Source organism: Caballeronia sordidicola (assembly GCF_002220365.1).
GTDB lineage: Bacteria > Pseudomonadota > Gammaproteobacteria > Burkholderiales > Burkholderiaceae > Caballeronia > Caballeronia sordidicola_C.
Window position 1 is genome coordinate 19,350 of sequence record NZ_MTHB01000278.1, and the last position, 20,424, is coordinate 39,773.

Below are 20,424 nucleotides of genomic sequence, written 5' to 3' on the forward strand. Positions count from 1 at the left end.
GACGCGCGCGCCTGGCCGGCTTTGCCCGGGGCGAAAGCTGATGCGACGATCGGCGGGATGCCCGGGGCCGGGCGGGTCTGTTAATCTGCGCCTTTCTTTCCGCCGACAAGACTTCGAACCATGCAACAGGATCTCCCTTTCAATGAACGAGGTATTACATTTGCCCGCGCTGGCCTGAGTGCGTCGGGCCAGTTGTTTCCGTTACGCGATTTGCTCGGGGCTACAGTGGTGATGGTGCCGCGGCAGAAGCCCTTGCCTATTGCGCTGGGTGTGATCGGTTTGATCGTGGCGGTGACGGGTGGAGTTCTCGGATCAGGACCGGCGTTGCTGCTGGGCGTGATGATTTCGGTGGTGGGCTATTTGTCGTGGATTACGCAGGATGTGATCTACAGGATGTACGTCACGACGCCGGCAGGCGAACGTGAGGTATTCACGACGAAGGACGAGGAGTTTGCGCAACGCGTGGCTAAGCTGGTGCGCGATGGCATACCGGCGGCGCCGGCATCTGAGCCCGCGTCGGTTTAACGCTTTCTTTACACGGACCGCAGCGATCCATGCCCGTTGTTAATGCGCCGCTCGCTAAAGTGGTGTTGTTCCCACCACCGCCCGTCGCGAGACGGTGCCACATCCGATGCTTCAGGCAAGCGTTGCTTCTCCGGTCCGTCCCCTGTCTATTCCTATGGCCCCGCCGTTCGTGCGAGCCACGCGAAAACTCCACACGGTAGTGGCTTTCGATCTGATCCTGCCGGGGCTTGACTCCAGCGGGCCGCGCCGCGTTTTACAGAAGGCGCTGGGGGGAGAGGCTCGCATGCAGGTGGTGGCGACGGATCGCCGGCATGAATGCGTCACGTTGCACGTTGAAGTGTCTTCGCGGACGTTGAGTGATGTCATTGGGGTGGTGACTTCCCGGTTTGAGCAAGCAACCTTGGGCCACGCGACCACGTTCACGCTGCAGCGCTAGTTTGGTTTTAGTTTCAGGTTGATTTTGCTCGCGCGGGTGGACCTCAAAAATCCGTCCACCCGCGCGAGCGAAACGCTAAACCACTAAAGGCTCGACATGCCAAATATGCTTGGCATACTCCGCAATCGTCCGGTCTGACGAAAAAATCCCCATCCCCGCGACGTTTTCAATCGCACTGCGTGTCCACGCCTCCTTATCGAGAAATTTCGCGTCGACGTCCGCCTGAGCTTTGTCAAAACTTTCAAAATCCGCCAGCACCATGTAGTGGTCGCCCCAATCCACCAGCGTATGGAAGATGTCATAGAACCGATGCGGCTGGTCCGGCGAAAAATGCCCAAGCCGAATCTGATCAAGCGCGAGCTTCAGTTCAGGATTCTCCTCATAGATATGCCGCGGCCTGTATCCGGTCGCCCGCAGCGCATCGATCTCTTCAGTTGAGTGCCCAAAGATAAACATGTTCTCGCGCCCAACGGCGTCGCAAATCTCGATGTTTGCACCATCCAGCGTACCAATGGTCAATGCCCCGTTCAACGCGAGCTTCATATTGCCCGTGCCCGACGCTTCAGTCCCCGCCATCGAAATCTGCTGCGATAGATCCGCCGCCGGAATGATCAATTCGGCCACGCTTACGCCATAGTTCGGAATGAAACCGACCTTCAACCGGTCACCAATCAACGGATCGTTGTTCACCTTCTCCGCCACGTCGTTGATCAGCTTGATGATCGTCTTGGCCATCTTGTATGCCGACGCCGCCTTGCCGGCAAACATCACCACACGCGGTGTCCACGCCTTTTCCGGCTGCTCGCGAATGCGGTTGTACCGCACGATCACATGCAGGATGTTCAGCAACTGCCGCTTGTATTCGTGAATACGCTTGACCTGCAAGTCGAACAGCGCATTCGGGTCGATGATCGCACCCGTCTCCAGCTTCGCACGCGCGGCCAACCGTACCTTGCTCGCGAACTTCGCGTCGTGAAAGGCTTTGGTGAATTCAGGATCATCGCGCCATTCACGCAGCCGGGCCAGTTCGAACAGGTCGGTCCGCCAGCGCGGTCCAAGCCGTTCATCGATCAATGACGACAGCTTTGGACTTGCCTGCGACAACCACCGCCGCGGCGTAATGCCGTTCGTCACGTTCGTGAAGCGTTCGGGGTACATGCGCGCGAAATCGGAGAAGATATTTTGCGTCATCAACTGCGAATGCAGCTTCGACACGCCGTTCACCGTATGGCTTGCAACAATCGCCAGATGCGCCATGCGCACGCGCCGCTGACCGTATTCGTCGACGAGAGAAATACGGCGGATCAGGTCCATGTCGCGCCCGAACTTCTCGCCCACCTGCTTGAGAAAATCCGCGTTGATGTCGAAGATGATCTCGAGATGGCGAGGCAAAAGTCGCGACAGCATTTCCACGTCCCACGTCTCCAGCGCCTCGGGCATCAAGGTGTGGTTCGTGTACGAGAACATTTGCTGAATCAGCTTCCACGCCTTGTCCCACGGCAAATGATGCGTATCCACCAGCAAACGCATCAGTTCGGGAATGGCAAGCACTGGATGGGTGTCGTTCAGATGCACCGCCACCTTCTCCGCCAGCCGCCCAAAATGCGTGTGCGTGCGTTGATACCGGCGGATCAGATCCTGCATGGTTGCAGAGACGAAGAAGTATTCCTGGCGCAAACGCAGTTCGCGGCCCGCTTGCGTGGAGTCGTCCGGATAAAGCAGGCGCGATACATGTTCAGACGTGTTCTTCGCTTCCACCGAGCGACGATAATCACCCTGGTTGAACGCGGACAAGTCAAATTCGTCGGTCGCCCGCGCCGACCAGAGGCGCAAGGTATTGGTCGCGGTCGTGGCGAAACCGGGAATCACGGTGTCGTACGCCATGGCGTTCACGTGTTCCGTATCGATCCATTCGGTCCGGTCGCCATGACGTATCGTACTGCCGCCGAAATGGATCACATAGTTCACTTCCGGGCGCGGAAACTCCCACGGATTGCCCGCACGCAGCCAGTAATCAGGCGTTTCGACCTGGTTGCCGTCCACGATGGTCTGCCGGAACATGCCGTATTCGTAGCGAATGCCATAGCCGAAGCCAGGAATGCCCACGGTCGCCATGGAGTCGAGAAAACACGCGGCAAGGCGGCCGAGGCCACCGTTGCCTAGCGCCGCGTCGGGCTCCAGGTTCTCAAGGGTATTCAAGTCAATACCCAAGCCGGCGAGCGCGTCCCGGACTTCGTCGTGAATGCCGAGGGCAAGCAACGCATTGGTAAAAGTCCTGCCGATCAGGAACTCCATCGACAAGTAGTAGACACGCTTTACGTCCTGCTCGTACTGCTGGCGCGTGGTTTTCATCCAGCGCGCCACCAGCCGGTCGCGGACCGCGAGTTCGGCCGCATGGAGCCAGTCGCGCGGCTGCGCGGTGACGGCATCCTTGCCGACTCCGTACATGAGACGGTTGGAAATGGAGCGCCTGAGCGCATCAACGGTGCTGTTCAGCTGTTCGAATTCCAGGTCGACGGATGTCATCGAACTCTCCAGAAATGCATTGCTGGACAACGCGCTAGGTGCGAGCCGCGTTCTGTCAAGCGGGACGGGGCCGGGTGAACAGGCAGGTTACGCTATTTTTATTTTTTTGGATATTGGCCCCGGCCGCCGTGGAATCGGCACGACAGCCGCCGGCGGTCCATCCTTCTGTCGCATTTCCGTCATCGGGAACAGCCTGGCTGATCCCGGAACAGCCTTTTTTATTATTTCGGTTTCCTTATCACTGTCTTGTTCAGTCGCGGGTTCCGGCCGCCGCGCGGTGGCTTTCCGCAAGCCTTTCGATTAGCTGAATATAGTGGTCAAGCGAGGGGGTAACGCGCTCCGGGCGCTTGGCAAGATCATCCCAGCGGCGCAAGGAAAGCGCGTCCTGCGCGAACGGTTTGCGCATGAAATCGTCCGCCTCCGCCGTGCTGAAAATGCCGCCTTGCAGTTTTAGACTTCGGACCGAATCCGCTGATAGCGTCGAAAAATAATCTTTATCGATTGCACATAGACAGCGTTTCGCGTCCACGTGCAGGCGGATCGGCTCGAGCACGGCGTCGCCGAACAGCGGCCGCAAGAAGGGCAGCGCGAAATACTGGTGCAGGTCGTCGATGCCCCGCTCGCTCGGCGTCTCGCCCTGGAGATTGAGCAAGTGGCCCAAGTCGTGCAAAAACGCCGCGCCAACGAGTGTTTCGTCGGCACCCGCTTCCTCGGCCAGCGCTGCCGTCTGCAACGCGTGCTGGAGTTGCGTAACCGGTTCGCCACTGTAGGCAATGGCACCGTAGGTGTCGAAGAGATGCCGGATGTCAGCGAGCGTAAGCGCCATGATTCATGCCCAGGGTAGAGAAAAGGTCTTGAGGTTCGTGAAGCTTTTCATTGCCTCCTGAACGCCCTCCTTGTAACCCAGGCCCGAATCCTTGATGCCGCCGAACGGCGTCAGCTCGATCCGGTAGCCCGGCACTTCCCACACGTTCACGGTACCCACGCGCAGTTCGTTCACGAAGCGCGTGATCAGGTCCGCCCGGTCTGTACATACGCCTGACGACAACCCGAACGCCGTGCCGTTGCTGATACGAATGGCGTCGTCAATAGTATCGAATTCGATGATCGGAGACACCGGCCCGAAGGTTTCCTCGCGCACCAGCGTCATGGCCGGATCAACCCGGTCGAGCACCGTGGGCGAATACAGCGCGCCATTGCGGTGATTGCCGCAGAGCAGCCGCGCACCCTGCGATACCGCTTCGTTCACGCGCGCTTCGAACAGTTCGGCCGCGGCCGCGTCGATCACCGTGCCCATCTGGTTGACGGGATCGAAGGGATCGCCATGAGTCCACGCAAGTGTTTTTTCCACCACGAGTTCCGTGAACCGTGCAGCGACGCCTTTCTGCACCAGCATGCGCTTCACCGCCGTGCAGCGTTGCCCGGAATTCTTGTAAGAGCCTTGCACGGCAAGCGTTGTCGCGCGTTCGAGGTCGGCGTCGTCGAGCACGATCAGCGGGTCGTTGCCGCCCAGTTCCAGCACCACGCGCCGGTACCCCGCCCTCGCCGCGATCTCCTTGCCGATCGCCACGCCACCGGTAAAAGTGACGAGGTCGGCACGCCGGTTCGTGACGAGTTCTTCGGCGATCTCGCGCGGGTCGCCCGTTAAAACCTGCAGCATGGGTGCGGGCAAACCGGCTTCGTACAAAACGTCGGCCAGGTAATAAGCCGATAACGGCACCTTCTCCGATGGCTTCAGGATCACGCGATTGTTCGTCGCGATAGCCGGCGCAAGCTTATGCGCGACCTGATTCATCGGATGATTGAACGGCGTGATTGCGACGATCACGCCGGCCAGCGGTTCACGTTGCGAGAATACGCGGCGAGCCTTGCCGTGCGGGGTAAGGTCGCAGGAAAAACTCTGGCCGTCGTCGCGCAACGCTTCCATGGCAGCGAATTTGAACACGTCGGCCACGCGGCCAATTTCATAACGCGAGTCCTGTTTCGACAAACCCGATTCGAGCGAAATAAGATCCGACGCTTCTTCCGTGCGCTCGCGCAGCAACGCAGCAGCACGTTCGAGGATCTGCGAGCGTTCATAGCGCGTCAGCGTCGACCGGTAGTTCGCCGCGTACTCGAATGCGTCGCGCACGTCGTCGACGCTTGCCATTGGCACCGTGCCAATGCGGATGTTCGTGTAAGGATCGAAAACGTCGATAGTGCGTGAACGCGCCGCTCGCTCACCCTTCAGGCGCAGCTTTTCGACCCGCAGTGCATGCTTCTCAACCGCAAGAACGGCGCTCATGATGCAAGCTCCAGGTGGTTCAACACGATGTCGAAGACATCGAAGTTGCGCAAGCGTTTCCCGTCCTGCTTCGCATCAAAGCCATCGGTTGGACGATTGAATAACAAGGGCACCTCCTGCTCGGAAACGCCGCCATGCGAGCGCAACGGTACGGTCAATCCCGACAGGTCATGCTCCGCGCGCCGGGTGCCGAGTACCGTATTGCGTCCGCTCACGACCACAAGATCGCCCACGCGATCGTTCGGCAACTCGAAGCGCTCACACGCAGCCACGTTGTCCAGCACGATGTCCACGCCCGGCAGTTCGGCAATGCGCGCCCCCAACGCTTTTGCATCGACGGAAACCGGCAAGTAGATAGTCGCGAAAGAACCGAGCGCGCCGTGGTGCACAACGTACGGATCAGTAATCGGCAGGATCACGCGTGCATTAGGCAAGTCCAGCGTTTCATCGAGCCAGTCTTGCAGGTACACGACGTTCGGCTCACCCGTTGCGACGTCGTGCTTCGCGTTCATGCCATGGTCGGCCGTGAGTCCGATCACCGCACCGAGTTCGTTCAGGCGAGCAAGGTAACCGTCCATCATCGCGTAGAACGCGTTCGCGCCGTCCGTGCCGGGCGCGCATTTATGCTGGACGTAGTCCGTGGTCGAAAGGTACATGAGGTCAAGCTTGCGAGTCTCGGCAAGCCGTACACCGGCCGCGAACACGAACTCGGAAAGGCCTGCGCTATACACGTCCGGTACGGGCTTGCCAACCAGTTCCAGCACGTTCTCGATACCGTTCTCCGCGAGCGTCACCGCGTCCGCTTTCTCCGCCGAGAAACAGATGCCGTCGAGTTGCCAGCCGAGCAGGCGGCGCAGCTTGTCCTTCGCTGTGACCACCGCGACTTTCTCGCCGCGTTGCGCAGCGGCCGCGAGGATCGTACCTGCGCGCAGGTAGGCAGGGTCGTTCATCATGACTTCGGCACCCTTGCCGCCGTTCGCTTGCGGGTCGAAGAAATAGTTGCCGCAAATGCCATGCACCGAAGGCGGCACTCCGGTCACGATCGACAAGTTGTTCGGGTTGGTGAACGACGGAATCACGCAGTCGGCTCGAAAGGCGGACCCGCCACGCAGCATCGTGCCGATAAACGGTGCAACACCTGCCGCGACGGCGGCTTCCAGGTATTCGTATTCGCATCCGTCGACGCAGACGACCACGGTCAGCGCGCGCGCCGGACCGTAAGCGCGACCGTTGACTTCCATAAGCATTTCGGTGGACGTGGACATGAAGTTCCTTTCCGTTATGAACCAGCGCTCCATTAACCGTTCCGGCTAACCGCGTGATTCCATATTTTGATGCACAACGCCAATGTTTGCCACATTTTTCGGCGTAACGAGGTCCCGAAAAATGGGATTTCCGGTAGAACCAGGCTAGGTCAGGAGATTCGCCGTCGTGGAACTTTTGCCGCAATCAGCAGCAATGCGGCGAGTGAGACGGCCAGCAAGATCAACGAAAGCGCCGACGCCGGCAAGTAATAACCGCGGTTAACCTGCCCGACCACTACTATAGGCACGGTCGCAAACCCTGGCGGATAGACGGTCAGCGTCGCGCCCAGTTCGCCGAGCGATAGGGCGAATCCCAGTGCAAGGCTCGCGCGGATCGCGGGTACAAGCTGCGGCAAGACAACGCGTGAGAGCACCATCGAAGGCGGCGCACCGAGGCTCGCGGCAGCTTCACGCAAGATCGTGAGTTCGGGGCGTAGCGCAGCAGCGGCGCATCGATAACAAAAGGGCAGCACGAGCGCGAGTTGAACCAGCACCACGATTGCCGCCGACCCCGAGATATCCAGCGGTTTCTTGTGATACGCAATCAGCACGGACAGGCCAAGCACGACGCTCGGCACGCCATTGGGCATCATCGCGATGGTGTCCACCCACGCACCCACGCCGCGGCGATCACGGCCTTCCAGCGCAAGCGCAAGCCATAGGCCAAGCACGGTACCCAGCACCGCGACGCCGAAGCCCACTTCAAGGCTCGTGGTCAACGCATCGAAGTCGCTTGAGCCCAAACGTTCGAACCAGCGCATGCTGAAACCATCGGGGAAGATGGTTCCCGACCAGTGCGACGCCACGCTGGACAGCGCTACCACCAGCACCGGCAACACGAACAGCCAGAAGCACAGCAGCGCGGCAAATCCCATGAATACCCAAGAGCCGATCCGCTTGAGCGAATACGGCTTCGAAGTCGTTGCGGGCAGCGTGAAATCAGTTGCCATTGCGGCCTCTCGTGCGTCGGTTGACTCGTCGGTACAGCGCATACAGCGAGAGCGACATCGCCAGCATCACGACTGCGCCGGCGGCTGCCGTCGGCAAGTCGAGATCGACCGTGGCCGAGCTGTAAATGGCCATCGGCAAGGTGATCAGATGCGCACTGCCGAGCACCAGCAAAATGCCGAATTCATTGAGCGTCAGCAGGAAACACAGGATCGTGCCCGCTGCAATGCCGGGCCACGCGAGTGGCAAGATAACCTTGAACGCGACCATCCAGCCGTTCGCGCCGAGGCTCTTGGCGGCTTCGATCAAGCGCATGTCGAGCGTGGCGAACGACGCGAGCGTGGGCCTGACGACGAACGGCGCGTAGAACACGACCTCCGCGAGAATCACGCCGCCAATACCGAACAAGAAGTTGAGCGGCGGGTCCTGCTGGTTGAAAAGCCGCTGCAAGCCAATGCTCACCGACCCCTGCGATCCATACAAAAAGATCAGCGTGAACGCGACGAGAAAAGACGGGAATGCAACGAACAATTCGAGGAACCGGGTGACAAGCTTCGCCCCGGCGAATGGCTTGAAAAACAGCATGGCCGCGAGCAGCACGCCGAGCACCGAAGCGAGTGTCGCGCTGGCGAACAAGATGCCGAGCGTCGTGCCGACCACCCCGCTTGTCTCGGGATTGCCGAAGAACGCGGTGTAGGCATGAAGGCTCAGGCCATGCGCACCGCTCACGCTGAGCAAGAGGAGCTGCACCAGCGGATAGATGACCAGCGGGCCGAGCACGACCACGAGAATGAACCACAAATGCCACTGCGCCAACCGTTCGCGACGACGCTTGGCGGCGGTATGCGCGACGTCGTCGACTACGTGCTCACTCACTGATAAGGACGACATCGTCAACCTCATGGCGTAGGGAAACGCGCGCGCCCTTCACGGGCATCGGGCCGTGGGCACGCTGCATGGTGACGAGCACGGGTTGATCGGGCAGCGCGTCGAGCATGACCGACACCGACAAGGCTGCGCCGTACCACTCCACCGAAGCGATGGTGCCATGCAGTTGGGCATCGCCAAGGGGCACAATCGAGAGGCACTCGGGACGCACGCACGCCACATGGCCGCGATCATCGTGACGGGGGTCCCCGATGGGGAACATGATGGACGGCGGCAACAGGTTGGCCGCGCCAAGATAACGCGCGACGAATGCGTCCTTTGGATTGTCGTAGAGTTCGCGCGGCGTGCCGAGTTGCGCAATGCGGCCATCGCGCATCAGCAACGTGCGGTCGGATAGCACGAGCGCGTCGTCCTGATCGTGCGTGACACACACAATGGTCAGGTTCGGCAAACGCTCATGCAACGCCTTGAGCTCAGTACGAACGGAAGCGCGCAGGTTGGCATCGAGTGCGGAGAGCGGTTCGTCCAGCAGCAGCACGTCCGGCTCGATCACCAGCGCCCGCGCCAACGCCACGCGCTGCTGCATGCCGCCCGACAACTGCGCGGGCATCACGTGGCCCGCGTCGCCGAGCTGCACGAGCTTGAGCGCATCGGCTACGCGCCGTGCGATCTCCCCTGCTTTCAGCCGCCGCGCCCGCAAACCGAACGCGACGTTGTCGTACACCGACAGATGCGGAAACAGCGCATAACTTTGAAACAGCAAGCCGAGATTGCGCTTGAACGGCGGCACATGCGTGAGGTCACGCCCCGCCACCGTCAACGTCCCCGCCAGCCCGTCCGCCTCGATGAAACCTGCGATAAACCGCAGCAGCGTGGTCTTGCCGCAGCCGCTGCGCCCGAGCACGGTGAGCAGCTCGCCACGCTCAATGGTCAGCGACAGGTCATCAAGCACGGTGCGTGCGCCAAAGCGCACGCTCAGGCGGTCGATACGCACGCCACCGTGCGTATGCTGATTTGAATCCACGGCAACAGCTTCACGAGCGGCCGGAGCCAGCGTCAAAGTGTTCACGGTTCGCATCCTTGAGAGCTTGGGGGAAACAGGACGAGCCCGAAGGTCAAAGCAGACAAAATCTCAGGACTTCGGCTTGACGACGTCGAGCTGTTTGTCCGAGTTGCCGATCACGTCGTTTTTCCAGCGCGTGGTCCATGCAGCCTTCTTCTCCATCACCTGGTTCCAGTCCACCGGAATCAGCTTCACGCCCGCAATGGCCTGCTTGACCGTCTCTCCGTTCTTGCCTGCCAGCGGCACGTCGGTACGGCCCGGAATGCCATAGATATCCGGCACCTTCGCCTGCACTTCCTTCGACATCAGGTAATCCACCAGCTTCTTGCCTTCAGCCTGGTTCGGGCCGCCCTTGATCAGGCCGATTGCGTAGGGCAACTGGAACGTGGTCGGTGCTTCGCCGGGCCTGGCCGAGAGGAAGATGGGCTTGAGCGAAAGGCCGCCGTTGGCTCCGTCGTCCAGGTCCATCTGCAGGTCGCCGTTGGCGAATGCGATCTCATTACGCGAGAGAAGAACGTCGAGATAACCTGTGCCCTTGGTGTGGAATTTTGCGCTCTTTTCCAGATCCTTCAGGTAATCGAACGCCTTGTCTTCGCCCATCAGCGCGCTCGTCAGGATGATCACGGCCATGCCGTCGCCGGCAGTGGCGGGATTCGAATAGGCAATCTTGCCGCTGAAGTCGGGGTGCAGCAGGTCCCCGAAGGTCTTCGGTGCGGTCTTCGTGACTTCAGGGTTGATCGCGAACGAGAAATAGTTGTTCACGAAGGTAGCCCAGGCGCCATCCGGGGCTTTCGCGATTGCCGGCACGTTCGTGTAGTTGACGCTCTGATAAGGCTGCAGCAAGCCGCCTTGCGACGCCTGCTGGATGAACGGCGGCAATGTGACGAGCACGTCCGCTTTCGGCGAATCCTTTTCCACTGTCGCGCGATTCACGACTTCCCCGCTACCCGCGGTCACGATATTGACCTTCACGCCTTCCTTCTTTTCAAAAGCCGGCAAAACGTCCTTGTACAGGTTTTCCAGACCGTCGGCGGTGTACAGCACGACGGCATCGGCAGCATGAGCCGGCACCGTCACGGCACCGGCGAGCGCGGCCACGGCCAGCGCCGGCAGCACGCGCTGTGCGACGAAACGGGAAGCGGGAAAGCGATTTTTTGTCATGGTGCTTGTTTCTCCGGGAAGGCGGATTCAACCAGGTGGCGTGAAGGCGAATGTACGTTTCGGCACGTTTTTCCAGGCATCGGCTGGATTCTTTTAGGTCCGATGCGTCCAATGATTCATTGGCGCGGCGGACCGAATATTCGGTCCGCCAGCAACCCGAACGAAGCATCACAGAACTTCATGACAACGCCATGACGATGCCACATTTTCCCAAAAAAGAACACATTTCGCCAAAATTCCGACGTAGACTATTTCATGCCTATCGAACGATGCCAAATCGATGCCAAATCGATGCCAAACCGATGCCGAATCGTCGAAGCGGCGCTTGTTGCTATGAATGGAGAAAACGTGATTAACGGAAGTGACCCGATTTTGCTGACCCCTGGCCCCCTGACTACATCGCCTGCCACCCGTCAGGCCATGCTGCGCGACTGGGGCTCCTGGGACGCGGCTTTCAACCGGATGACAAGCGATATCTGCCGTGACCTGCTTGCGATCGTGTCCGGCCAAAAAGATTTTGTGTGTGTCCCCATGCAAGGCAGCGGCACGTTTTCCGTAGAAGCCGCGCTCGGTTCGCTCGTGCCGCGCGACGCCGTGGTGCTCGTGCCGAACAATGGCGCGTATTGCACACGCTTGCTGAAAATACTGGAGCGGCTGGGCGTGGCGTCCATCGAGCTGACGTTTCGCGATGACGAGCCGGCAAGCGTCGCGCGGATCGAGGAAATGTTTCGCCGCGAGCCGCGCATCACGCATGTGGCACAGGTGCATCTGGAGACGAGCGCGGGTTTGCTGAACCCGCTCGACGACATCGCGGCGCTGTGCAAACAACATGGCAAGAGCCTGATCGTCGATGCAATGAGTTCGTTCGGCGCGGTGTCTATCGATGTATCGAAGGGTGGTATCGATGCGGTAATTTCCGCCAGCGGCAAGTGTCTCGAAGGCGTGCCGGGGATGGGTTTCGTGATCGTTCGGCGCGCGCTGCTGGAAGCATCGGCGGGTATTTCGCGCTCCCTCGCGCTGGATCTCCACGATCAATACGCGTACATGATGAAAACCACTCAGTGGCGCTTTACGCCGCCTACGCATGTGGTCGCCGCGTTGCGCGCGGCGCTTGATCAGTTCATCGTGGAAGGGGGTCAACCTGCGCGTGGCGCGCGGTATCGCAGCAATTGCGCGGCATTGATCGAGGGTATGGCGTCGCTGGGTTTCAAGCCGTTCCTGGATGCCGCAGTGCAGGCCCCGGTGATCGTTACGTTCCACGCGCCGCACGATCCGGCCTACGATTTCAAGCGCTTTTACGAAGCAGTCCGCGATGCGGGTTACGTGCTCTATCCCGGCAAGCTGACAGAAGTGGAGACGTTCCGCGTGGGGTGCATCGGCGCAATCGATGCGAACGAAATGCTTAACGCGGTAGCGGCCATCGGGCGCGCGCTGGGCGCACTGCACGTGCGCTTGGCTGACTTGCCTGCTGACTTGCCCGCTGACTTGCCTGCTGACGTCGCGGCAGCGTGAGATCGGCATGAAGCCCCTGCACTCAGGCGATCACCAGCTCCGGCCCGCGCGCGGCGATCGCACGGCGCAGGGCTTTGTCCGGCGCGATTTCGGTGATCAGGTAACGTGCCTTCTCGAAGTCGCGGATACGCACGGGCGTGACGTTGCCGAACTTGGAGTTGTCCGCGACGATGGCCGCCGCGCTTGCCGCCAGGATCATGCGGCTGCGCACTTCGGCTGCCAGGCGCGAATAGTCGGTCAGGAAGGCGTCGGGCGTGATCGCGCCCGCGCCGACAAACGCAAAATCCACGTGATATTGCGAAAGTTGCTGCACGGTGTCCAGGCCGAATACCGCGTCCTCGTTGTCCGAGAGTTCGCCACCGAACAGCGTGACCTTGTTGTCGTTGCGGCGGCCGAGCAGCAGCGCGATGCGCCAGTCGTTGGTGTAGACCATCAGCCGGTGCCGGTCGCCCAGTGCGCGCGCTACGGCTTGCGTCGTGCTGCCCGAGTCGATGATCACCGACGCGCCGTCGGGTACGAGTTGCGCGGCACGCTCGCCGATCGCCCGCTTCGCGGCTGCGTTCGCGGCTTCGCGCACGTCGAGGTCCGGCTCCCGGCGATCATTGGACAGCGCACCGCCGTGGGTGGTCGCGATCAGGCCACGAACGGCCAAGGCATTGAGGTCGCGCCGGATAGTCTCGCGCGACACGTCGAGTGCGCGCACGAGTTCGGCGACCGACAACGCGCCGTTCTTCGACAACTCTGACAGGATGTATTGATGACGTTGTTCGGCGAGCATCGAGTGCGGCCGGGCATGCCGGCAATGAATGAACTAGCGAATGGATGACCAGGATAAACACGGGACCGCGCGTATTGTAGTACGCGAAAGGCCGTCACACGGATGACCATGACAACCAACCATACTCCCCATCACACCGACGTCGCGATTATCGGCGCGGGCGTTCTCGGCCTGGCGCATGCCTATGCGTTCGCTAAACGCGGCTTGCGCGTGACGGTATTCGAGCGCAGCGGCACGCCGGTCGGCGCGTCCATCAGAAATTTCGGCATGGTGCTGGTGACCGGCCAGCCGCCGGGCACGATGCATTCGCTTGCACAGGCATCGCGGAAAATATGGCTCGACTGGGCATCCGGCGCGGCGCTGCATGTCAGGCGTTCCGGCTCGCTGATGTTCGCCCGCAGCGCGGCTGAAGCTCAGGTGATGGAGGCGTTCGCGGCAACGCGCGCCAAGGCGGCGGGCTACGACGCCACGTTGCTTTCGCGCGCCGCGCTCGACGATCTCTACGATGGCCGCTTTGGCAAACATCGTGCCGCACTCCACGGGCGTGCCGATTTGCAGGTGTTTTCGCGCGAGGCGGTGCCTGCGCTCATCGACTATTTACGGCGTGAATTCAACGTGGAATTTCGCTTTGGGACGCTCGCCCGGGACGTGGATGGCGGGCGGATCGAGACGACTGCGGGTCAGTGGCGAGCGGAGCATGTGGTGGTTTGCGCGGGACACGATTATCTGTCGCTGCTCGCGCCGCAACTCGCCGTGCTGGAACCGCGCGTGTGCCGGTTGCAGATGCTGCGCGTGCGGCCAACCACGCCTCTCGCCCTCGATCACGCCGTGCTGACCGGGCTGAGCTGCCTGCACTACGGTGCGTTTTCTGACCTTCCTGAAGCCGCCGCGCTGCAAGCGGAGGTGGCTGCGCGGCAACCCGCGGTGCTCGAGCACGGTATTCATCTGCTGGCTAGCCCGACGCCTGGAGGCGATCTGATCGTGGGCGACTCGCACGATTATGGCGATGATCCGTCACCGTTCAATGCGCAGGCTATCGATGAAATCTTGCTCGGTCTGGCTGAGGACACGCTCGGCACTGGGTTGCGGGTCGTCGAACGGTGGCAAGGTGTCTATGGGGCACGCACCGGGACGTCGGGCGCACCGTTTTCTGTCCTGCGAGCCTCGCCGAACGTGACCGGCGTGTACATGCATAGCGGCGTGGGCATGAGCGTCGGACCGGCGCTGGGCGAGCGCGTAGTCAGTCATCTGCTTGACGGGGTAGCGCTGCCTGCAGCGTGACCACTTGTCGCAGATGCGGCACCTGCGCCGCGCGGCCAAGATGCCATGAGACAGGAGTACCAGGCGACTTCACTAAGCGGCTTCACTAAGCGGCTTCACTAAGCGGCTTCATTTCGCCAACGGCAAGAGTCTGTTTCCCCACTGCACGGCAATGAAGGCACCCCAGCCCGGTAAGCTCGACGCCTGTTCTTTTATGCGACCGCGCTGGGAGTTGACCGATGAGCTACAAGAAAGGCATTGTGCTGGAGATCCAGTTTCCGCCCGAGCGTCTGAACGACGGCGCGGGAGACCCTTACTGGATCGACCTGACACTCGACGAAGCCCGCCGTCTCCACGACCAGCTCGCGAGGCGTTTCGCAAGCGCGGCGCAGGCGAACCAGCCGCTTGACACGTTCACAATGGAGTAGCTGACCTGGCTGGGCGCCTACCCTCCCGACCAGCTCCCGCGCTCCGGATTCGCTGCGTTTATCGGTAGCTCTCTTGTCGGCCGGCGTGCGCATCAGCACGGCGCTCTGGTCGAGCACGCCGTCATCCTTCACCTTGCGCAACGCAGCAAGTGGTCACGACCCGTTGCAGGTCGGACTCGACAGATTGCGGAAACGGCTCGGCCAGTCCCCCGACATCGCCGCCTGTGCCGCTGCCAGCGGCATATCGCCCGTACACACGCAGCGCTTCAGAAACACCGCCAGCCGTTCCTTGCGGCGCTGCCCCGCCCGTCCGTCCCAGCGGCGGATATCAAGGTTCGCCGCCGCGCTCGGAGAGCCGCCCAGCAGGATTGGCATGCGGTGATCGAGCGCGTAGTCCGAAGCGCTCTGCGGGTCCACATGGCGTTGACTCAGCAGTTGTTCCTTCTGGCGCTGCAAGGTGTCGAAGGGAGGCAGGACATCGTCGGCATAACCGGGGCGGCAGATCGTGTCCACGATGGTCGACTGGGTCACGCGCGGATCGAGCAGCTCGGGTTTTTGCGCGTGAGCCGGCACACCGCTGGCCGCAAGCGCAAGCAGGAACCACACGTTGGCAACACGCCGGCGACTGTGGCGGCGGTCACGGTTATACGGAAGAAACCTTCTATTCATTCGGCGATCGGGCCGCGCCAGAGACGCAACGGCCCTATGTCGGAGCGAGAGGAGGGGCTAATTAAAACACATGCACGTTCCAGGAACGGAATCGGACATTAATCACGACCGTGAAATGACCCGCTCGATCAACGCCAACCGATAGTGAAGCGCCCTGGGCAGCTTAGGCAGAATACTGCTCGAGCGCCGTATCGAGTGCTATTGCTTCGTCGTGGAAACGCTCGTAGGCCGCGCGAATCGCCGCGGTGTCGCAGCCTGGTCCGGGTGCTATCGCGCATGCATGCTGCAGGCTCAGGCAGGCATCGGAGAAAGACGTGGCGCCAATCACTAACGCCGCTCCTTTCATCCGATGCGCCAGCTCAAGCAGACGATGAAAATCCGCCGATGCAAACACCCGACCCGCCTCCTCGAGATCCTGCCGGTTCGCCGACTTCAATACATCGACGAGGGCGGCGGCTTGATCACCGTAGCCGTTGAGTTGGTCCTCGTTGAAACGCTGGACCGTGGATGGGAGAGCGGCCGTGCCTGGTTCTACATCCACACGATAGACGGGTTGAGCAGCTTCGGACGCTGTATCCGAGGGGCCGTCGACCACGCCGTTCAGTTGCCCGGGATAGGAAACGGACATGCTGAGCGCCGCCGAAACGGCGCGGCCCACGGCCCTGTTCACCGGGAAGTTTTGAGTGGGGCCATAGGTATCGGCATGCGCACGGTCTGGCGCGAGGGACCTCGCAGAACTAATCGATGCCGTCGACATATGCATGGGTGCGGCACCCGACAGGCGATCGAAGAAGGAGCTGGAATCCAATGGTGGCGTCGGATTGCCGGCTCGATCGGCAACGGGCAAAGCGGCGCTGAGCGTGGCGACCTTCGCCCCCCGCCCATCGTGCATGGCAAGTAGCAGCGCGCGGCGCAGCGCGTCGAGCCCTAGCGGCTTGACGACGCACAACGTCATGCCGGCGTCGAGCGCTTGAGTCAGCGCCTCGGGCTGCGCGTTCGCGGTCACGCCTATGATGGGCGTCAGCTTTGGTGCGGCGTTGGTACGTGTTAGCGCCCGTTCGCGCGCACGAATGGCACGCGCAAGATCCTCGCCGCTCATCGTGGGCATAGAACAATCGGTCAGGATCAGGTCAAACGGAGCACCTTCTTGCCGCTGCCCCTCCCAACGCGCAAAAGCGGCCCCGCCATCGTTCGCGGTTTCAATCACGCAGCCGAGCGTATCTAACTGGCTGGCAAGCAGCATGCGGTTGGCCGGATGATCGTCGACAACAAGTACGTGCAGGCCGGGCAAGTCGCGCGTATCGAGCTCGGTTGTGGGTGCGGGCGTAAGCGTCTTTAGCGGCGGGAGGGCTGTAGGCAAGCGTACCCGCACGGTAAAACGGCTTCCTTGCCCGGGCTTGCTGGACAACCGGATCGTGCCGCCCATCAAGGTCATCAAGCGCCTGCAGATGGTGAGGCCGAGACCGGTGCCCCCAAAGCGGCCGGGCCGCTCCTGTCGCGCCTGGGCGAACGGCGCGAACAACAACGCTTGCTGATCCGCTGCGATGCCGATCCCGGTGTCCGAGACGGCGAGCAACAGTTCGCGATGCGTGCTGCGCGCATTGTCACCAAGAGGGCTATGCATGTGGCCCTTTCTCACCGCCCCGATCGCATACTCGAGCGTCACTTGTCCCGCATCCGTAAACTTGATCGCATTCGACAACAGGTTGCCCAGCACCTGCCTCAGGCGCAGCGCGTCCGCCATCACCCACGCGGGCTCATGCCGATGACGACCACGCACGCGCACGACAAGCGCCACGCCTTTGCTGCGCGCCGCCAGTTCATAGATCGCCACCACGCTTTTCACCCATTCGCCAAATTCCAGCGCTCCAGATGTCAACACGAGCCGCCCGGCTTCGATCTTCGCCATGTCGAGGATATCGTCGATCATTCCAAGCAGATCATGTGCCGCCTGATGCGCCGTGCCCAGCGCCCGCTGAGTCGATGCGCGGTCACCCGGACTGCGCAATTCGAGTTCGAGAAGTCCGAGCACGGCGTTCATCGGCGTACGGATTTCGTGGCTCATGGTGGCGAGGAAAGTCGACTTCGCGCGGTTCGCGGTTTCGGCTTCTTCTTTTGCCGCGCGCATCGCCTGTTCGGCCGCCCGCCGTCGTGCAATCTGCGCTTTCAACGACGCGGCCCAGCAGATCAGCAGCGCTAACAGGGCCGCACCGAGCACCGCGCCGGAAATGACTTGCGGACGCCGCCGCTCCCACTGGCTATCCGGATGCTCGACCAGCATCCAGCGGCGGCGAATGGCGTCGATCTCCGTCGGCTGCATGTGTTCGATCGCGCGGTTCATGATCGACAGCAGCATGGGCTGATTACGCGCGATGAGAAAACCGTGCTGCACGGGCTGATCCGAGAACGCACCCGCGATGACCAGCTTGCCGCGGTACGGATTGCCGACCGCGTAGTTGGCGAAGGTCATGTCAATGATGGTTGCATCCGCGTGGCCGTTCACTACGGCGTCGAACTGGCCATTGATCGGCGATGTCTCGATGATACGCACCGAAGGCACGCGCTCGCGCAACATGCTCATGAGCGCATGATTGCGCCAAAGCGCAACGCGTTTTCCCGCCAGCGCTTGGGCGTTGCGCAGCGGCTCGGCTCCCGCCCGTGTCAAGATCACCAGCACGCCTTCGCCATAAGGTTTGCTTGGCGCGAACTGCGGCGGTATCTGTCCCTCGCTCAGTCCGTACGCGATCAGGCTCGCGCGGCCGTCGCTCACGTCATTGGTCACCCGCTCTGTCGAACCGCGCAGGCGGCCTTCGAAGCTCAGGCCCGTGAGGGCGCCAATAGCCGACAGCATGTCGATGGCCAGACCCGCGGGCTTACCGCTTGAATTGCGGAATGTCATGGGCGCAGCGTCTGCATACATGGAGTAATTCACCACCGGATGCGCCGTTATCCACGCGCGTTGCGCATCGCTCAACGTAAGCGGCTCGGCAAACGTCACTGCGGCGGCAGCGCCACATCGCGCACGCACTTCGAGCAGAAAGCGGGGCGGCAGCGCGGCAAGCGCCGCATCCACGCGTTGACGCTGGATATCTCCTGCGGCATCGGCGGCGAAGGCGAAGCTGTAGCCGGCTTCATCGAATGGCGCAAAGCCCGAGATGGTGAGGTTCATCAGGTCCTGGTGATCGATCGTGTAACCCGCCGTGGCCAGATCGCCCACAAACGCGTCCGCATCTCCCAGCGACACAGCCAGCAGCGCACTGAGCGTATCGCGATAACCTACCGCACGAAGCGCGGGATAAGCGTCGTGCAGCCGGCGCGCCGACGTTTGCTGCTCGACATAAGCAATACGTCCTGAGCGAGGGCCCGCAACGCGCCGTTCAACGAAAACTTGCTTGGTCGCAACATAAGGCCGGCTGTAAAGCAGCGCCGGCCCTGCGTCATTGCCGGTCGCACTCGTCGCTGCATCAATTCGGTGGTGACGCAGCGCATCCAACATGGCAGAACGGTCAGGAAAGGTCCGCCATTCGAGCGGCCTTTGCAACGCAATGGCCACGCGTTGCGCAAAATCGGCAGAGACGCCGCGAATGCCCAAACCGGGCTCATCCGGATCGTTCATTTCCATCGGCGGCAATGCGCCCGGGACCGCGCCCACGATAAACGGCTTGGGCGGTGCGGCATTGGCTGCAATGGAAAGTGCCAGCACACAGGTGAACACTATTGCCCGATGCAACGCCTTGATGCTTTGTAGCGCGACGTGTGTCCTTAGCAAACTCATTGGGTGATTGCCTGCGCAAGGCGCCAGACACGCATTCTGAAAGGAGCGTCAGTGTCGCAAATACGAGCGTCCACGCCAATTGGGGAAGTTGAAACGGTCAGTCAGCCTAAATGACACAGTCACATTGAGCATGCACGAGGGGTGCCACATCTAGCTATTCGAGGCTAAAGATTCCGTCTGGAATCGAATGCCTGGCTAACGAAAACGTAAGCCTGGTCATTAACCGAACAGTTAATCATGGAACGCCGCACAGGTCGATCGCACTGATCAAGTGCATTCATTATTGCGAGACACGCAATACTATTTCGACAGATTCACGGCTAATGCAACAACACTTCCTTACCTACACTTCAGTGTTGAGATTGTTCAGCATGACCTCATCGGTCCTGGAACAAACTCGACACACATAAGAGAGGAGATTCCATCATGTTCAAGTCACTGGTTCCCGCAATCGTGCTTGCTTCCGCGCTGGGCGCACCGGCATTCGCTTATGCGCAAGACGCGGACACGGTAAGCCGTCCTGCGGTCAAGGCCGATCTGCTGCAGATGGAACAATCCGGCTATAACGTCGAAGGTGATCACACCACCTACCCGGCGCAGACCCAGGCAGCAGAGCAACGCGTGGAAACGACCCGCGGCGTCACTGCGACGTCTTACGGCTCGCCGACAAATGGTTCGTACGCGGCCGGAATGCGCACCCCCATGGCGCAACTGGACGAAACACATTCGGTGTACTTCGGGCACTAAGCCAGACATTGACGACCGAATTGCCATCTGGCAAAAATTAACATTTTAGTTAAATTGAAGTAATTGAAGGGAGCCGCCATGTAGCGGCTCTCTTCGTTTCAACTTCGGCCTGACGGACAG

The 20,424-nt window shown here is 61.1% G+C and carries 16 protein-coding genes and 1 pseudogene; 6 read left to right on the plus strand and 11 right to left on the minus strand.

Annotation, left to right across the window (positions count from 1 at the left end; all coding sequences use genetic code 11):
• Positions 1–120: 120 nt before the first annotated feature.
• Complete coding sequence (locus BSU04_RS40200; protein WP_089165769.1) at positions 121–525, plus strand: DUF6232 family protein; 405 nt, start codon at positions 121–123, stop codon at positions 523–525.
• A 169-nt stretch (positions 526–694) separates the two neighbouring features.
• A complete protein-coding gene (locus BSU04_RS46045; protein WP_144021503.1) occupies positions 695–961 on the plus strand; it encodes a hypothetical protein in 267 nt (88 codons plus the stop codon).
• Between the two features lie 75 nt (positions 962–1,036).
• Here BSU04_RS46045 and BSU04_RS40205 read toward each other — a convergent pair whose 3' ends face one another.
• The 8 genes from BSU04_RS40205 to phnS all read right to left on the minus strand — a co-directional run bounded on the left by BSU04_RS40205 (position 1,037) and on the right by phnS (position 11,135).
• Positions 1,037–3,487, minus strand: a complete 2,451-nt coding sequence (locus BSU04_RS40205) for a glycogen/starch/alpha-glucan phosphorylase (RefSeq protein WP_089165770.1) — start codon at positions 3,485–3,487, stop codon at positions 1,037–1,039.
• Positions 3,488–3,737: 250 nt separating this feature from the next.
• The gene (locus tag BSU04_RS40210) at positions 3,738–4,313 is read right to left on the minus strand and encodes a phosphonate degradation HD-domain oxygenase (protein ID WP_089165771.1); all 576 of its coding nucleotides are present in this window, start codon (positions 4,311–4,313) and stop codon (positions 3,738–3,740) included.
• Positions 4,314–4,316: 3 nt separating this feature from the next.
• Positions 4,317–5,771 (minus strand): phosphonoacetaldehyde dehydrogenase, encoded by a 1,455-nt coding sequence (phnY, locus tag BSU04_RS40215; protein ID WP_089165772.1) that lies wholly within the window; start codon positions 5,769–5,771, stop codon positions 4,317–4,319.
• On the minus strand, positions 5,768–7,036 hold the full coding sequence (phnA, locus tag BSU04_RS40220; RefSeq protein ID WP_089165941.1) for a phosphonoacetate hydrolase: 1,269 nt from the start codon (positions 7,034–7,036) through the stop codon (positions 5,768–5,770). The genes phnY and phnA overlap by 4 nt, the downstream gene beginning before the upstream one ends.
• Positions 7,037–7,185: 149 nt before the next feature.
• Positions 7,186–8,025, minus strand: coding sequence for a 2-aminoethylphosphonate ABC transport system, membrane component PhnV (gene phnV / locus BSU04_RS40225; RefSeq protein ID WP_256983828.1), 840 nt, complete (start codon positions 8,023–8,025; stop codon positions 7,186–7,188).
• On the minus strand, positions 8,015–8,914 hold the full coding sequence (locus BSU04_RS40230; RefSeq protein WP_256983830.1) for a 2-aminoethylphosphonate ABC transporter permease subunit: 900 nt from the start codon (positions 8,912–8,914) through the stop codon (positions 8,015–8,017). Before BSU04_RS40230 ends, phnV begins: the two co-directional genes overlap by 11 nt.
• Positions 8,892–9,989, minus strand: a complete 1,098-nt coding sequence (gene phnT / locus BSU04_RS40235; RefSeq protein ID WP_089165774.1) for a 2-aminoethylphosphonate ABC transport system ATP-binding subunit PhnT — start codon at positions 9,987–9,989, stop codon at positions 8,892–8,894. Before phnT ends, BSU04_RS40230 begins: the two co-directional genes overlap by 23 nt.
• A 54-nt stretch (positions 9,990–10,043) precedes the next feature.
• On the minus strand, positions 10,044–11,135 hold the full coding sequence (phnS, locus tag BSU04_RS40240; RefSeq protein ID WP_089165775.1) for a 2-aminoethylphosphonate ABC transporter substrate-binding protein: 1,092 nt from the start codon (positions 11,133–11,135) through the stop codon (positions 10,044–10,046).
• Positions 11,136–11,468: 333 nt separating this feature from the next.
• On the opposite strand from phnS, the gene BSU04_RS40245 reads away from it, so the two are divergent.
• The gene (locus BSU04_RS40245; RefSeq protein ID WP_089165943.1) at positions 11,469–12,647 is read left to right on the plus strand and encodes a 2-aminoethylphosphonate--pyruvate transaminase; all 1,179 of its coding nucleotides are present in this window, start codon (positions 11,469–11,471) and stop codon (positions 12,645–12,647) included.
• 22 nt (positions 12,648–12,669) lie between these two features.
• Here BSU04_RS40245 and BSU04_RS40250 read toward each other — a convergent pair whose 3' ends face one another.
• Entirely contained in the window at positions 12,670–13,425 is a 756-nt protein-coding gene (locus BSU04_RS40250; RefSeq protein WP_089165776.1) for a DeoR/GlpR family DNA-binding transcription regulator, read from the minus strand.
• Positions 13,426–13,524: 99 nt separating this feature from the next.
• On the opposite strand from BSU04_RS40250, the pseudogene BSU04_RS40255 reads away from it, so the two are divergent.
• Positions 13,525–14,706: pseudogene (locus BSU04_RS40255) on the plus strand (TIGR03364 family FAD-dependent oxidoreductase); the annotation flags it as partial.
• A 218-nt stretch (positions 14,707–14,924) separates the two neighbouring features.
• Positions 14,925–15,113 carry a hypothetical protein gene (locus BSU04_RS40260; RefSeq protein ID WP_089165777.1) on the plus strand — a complete coding sequence of 63 codons (189 nt, stop codon included), beginning with the start codon at positions 14,925–14,927 and terminating at the stop codon, positions 15,111–15,113.
• Between the two features lie 153 nt (positions 15,114–15,266).
• Here BSU04_RS40260 and BSU04_RS40265 read toward each other — a convergent pair whose 3' ends face one another.
• The gene (locus BSU04_RS40265) at positions 15,267–15,782 is read right to left on the minus strand and encodes a hypothetical protein (protein WP_256983834.1); all 516 of its coding nucleotides are present in this window, start codon (positions 15,780–15,782) and stop codon (positions 15,267–15,269) included.
• 163 nt (positions 15,783–15,945) lie between these two features.
• Positions 15,946–19,557: an ATP-binding protein gene (locus BSU04_RS40270; protein WP_089165778.1), complete on the minus strand. Its 3,612-nt coding sequence runs from the start codon at positions 19,555–19,557 to the stop codon at positions 15,946–15,948.
• Positions 19,558–19,983: 426 nt separating this feature from the next.
• Here BSU04_RS40270 and BSU04_RS40275 point away from each other — a divergent pair, with 426 nt between their 5' ends.
• Entirely contained in the window at positions 19,984–20,304 is a 321-nt protein-coding gene (locus BSU04_RS40275; RefSeq protein WP_089165779.1) for a DUF4148 domain-containing protein, read from the plus strand.
• The last annotated feature ends 120 nt before the right edge of the window (positions 20,305–20,424 follow it).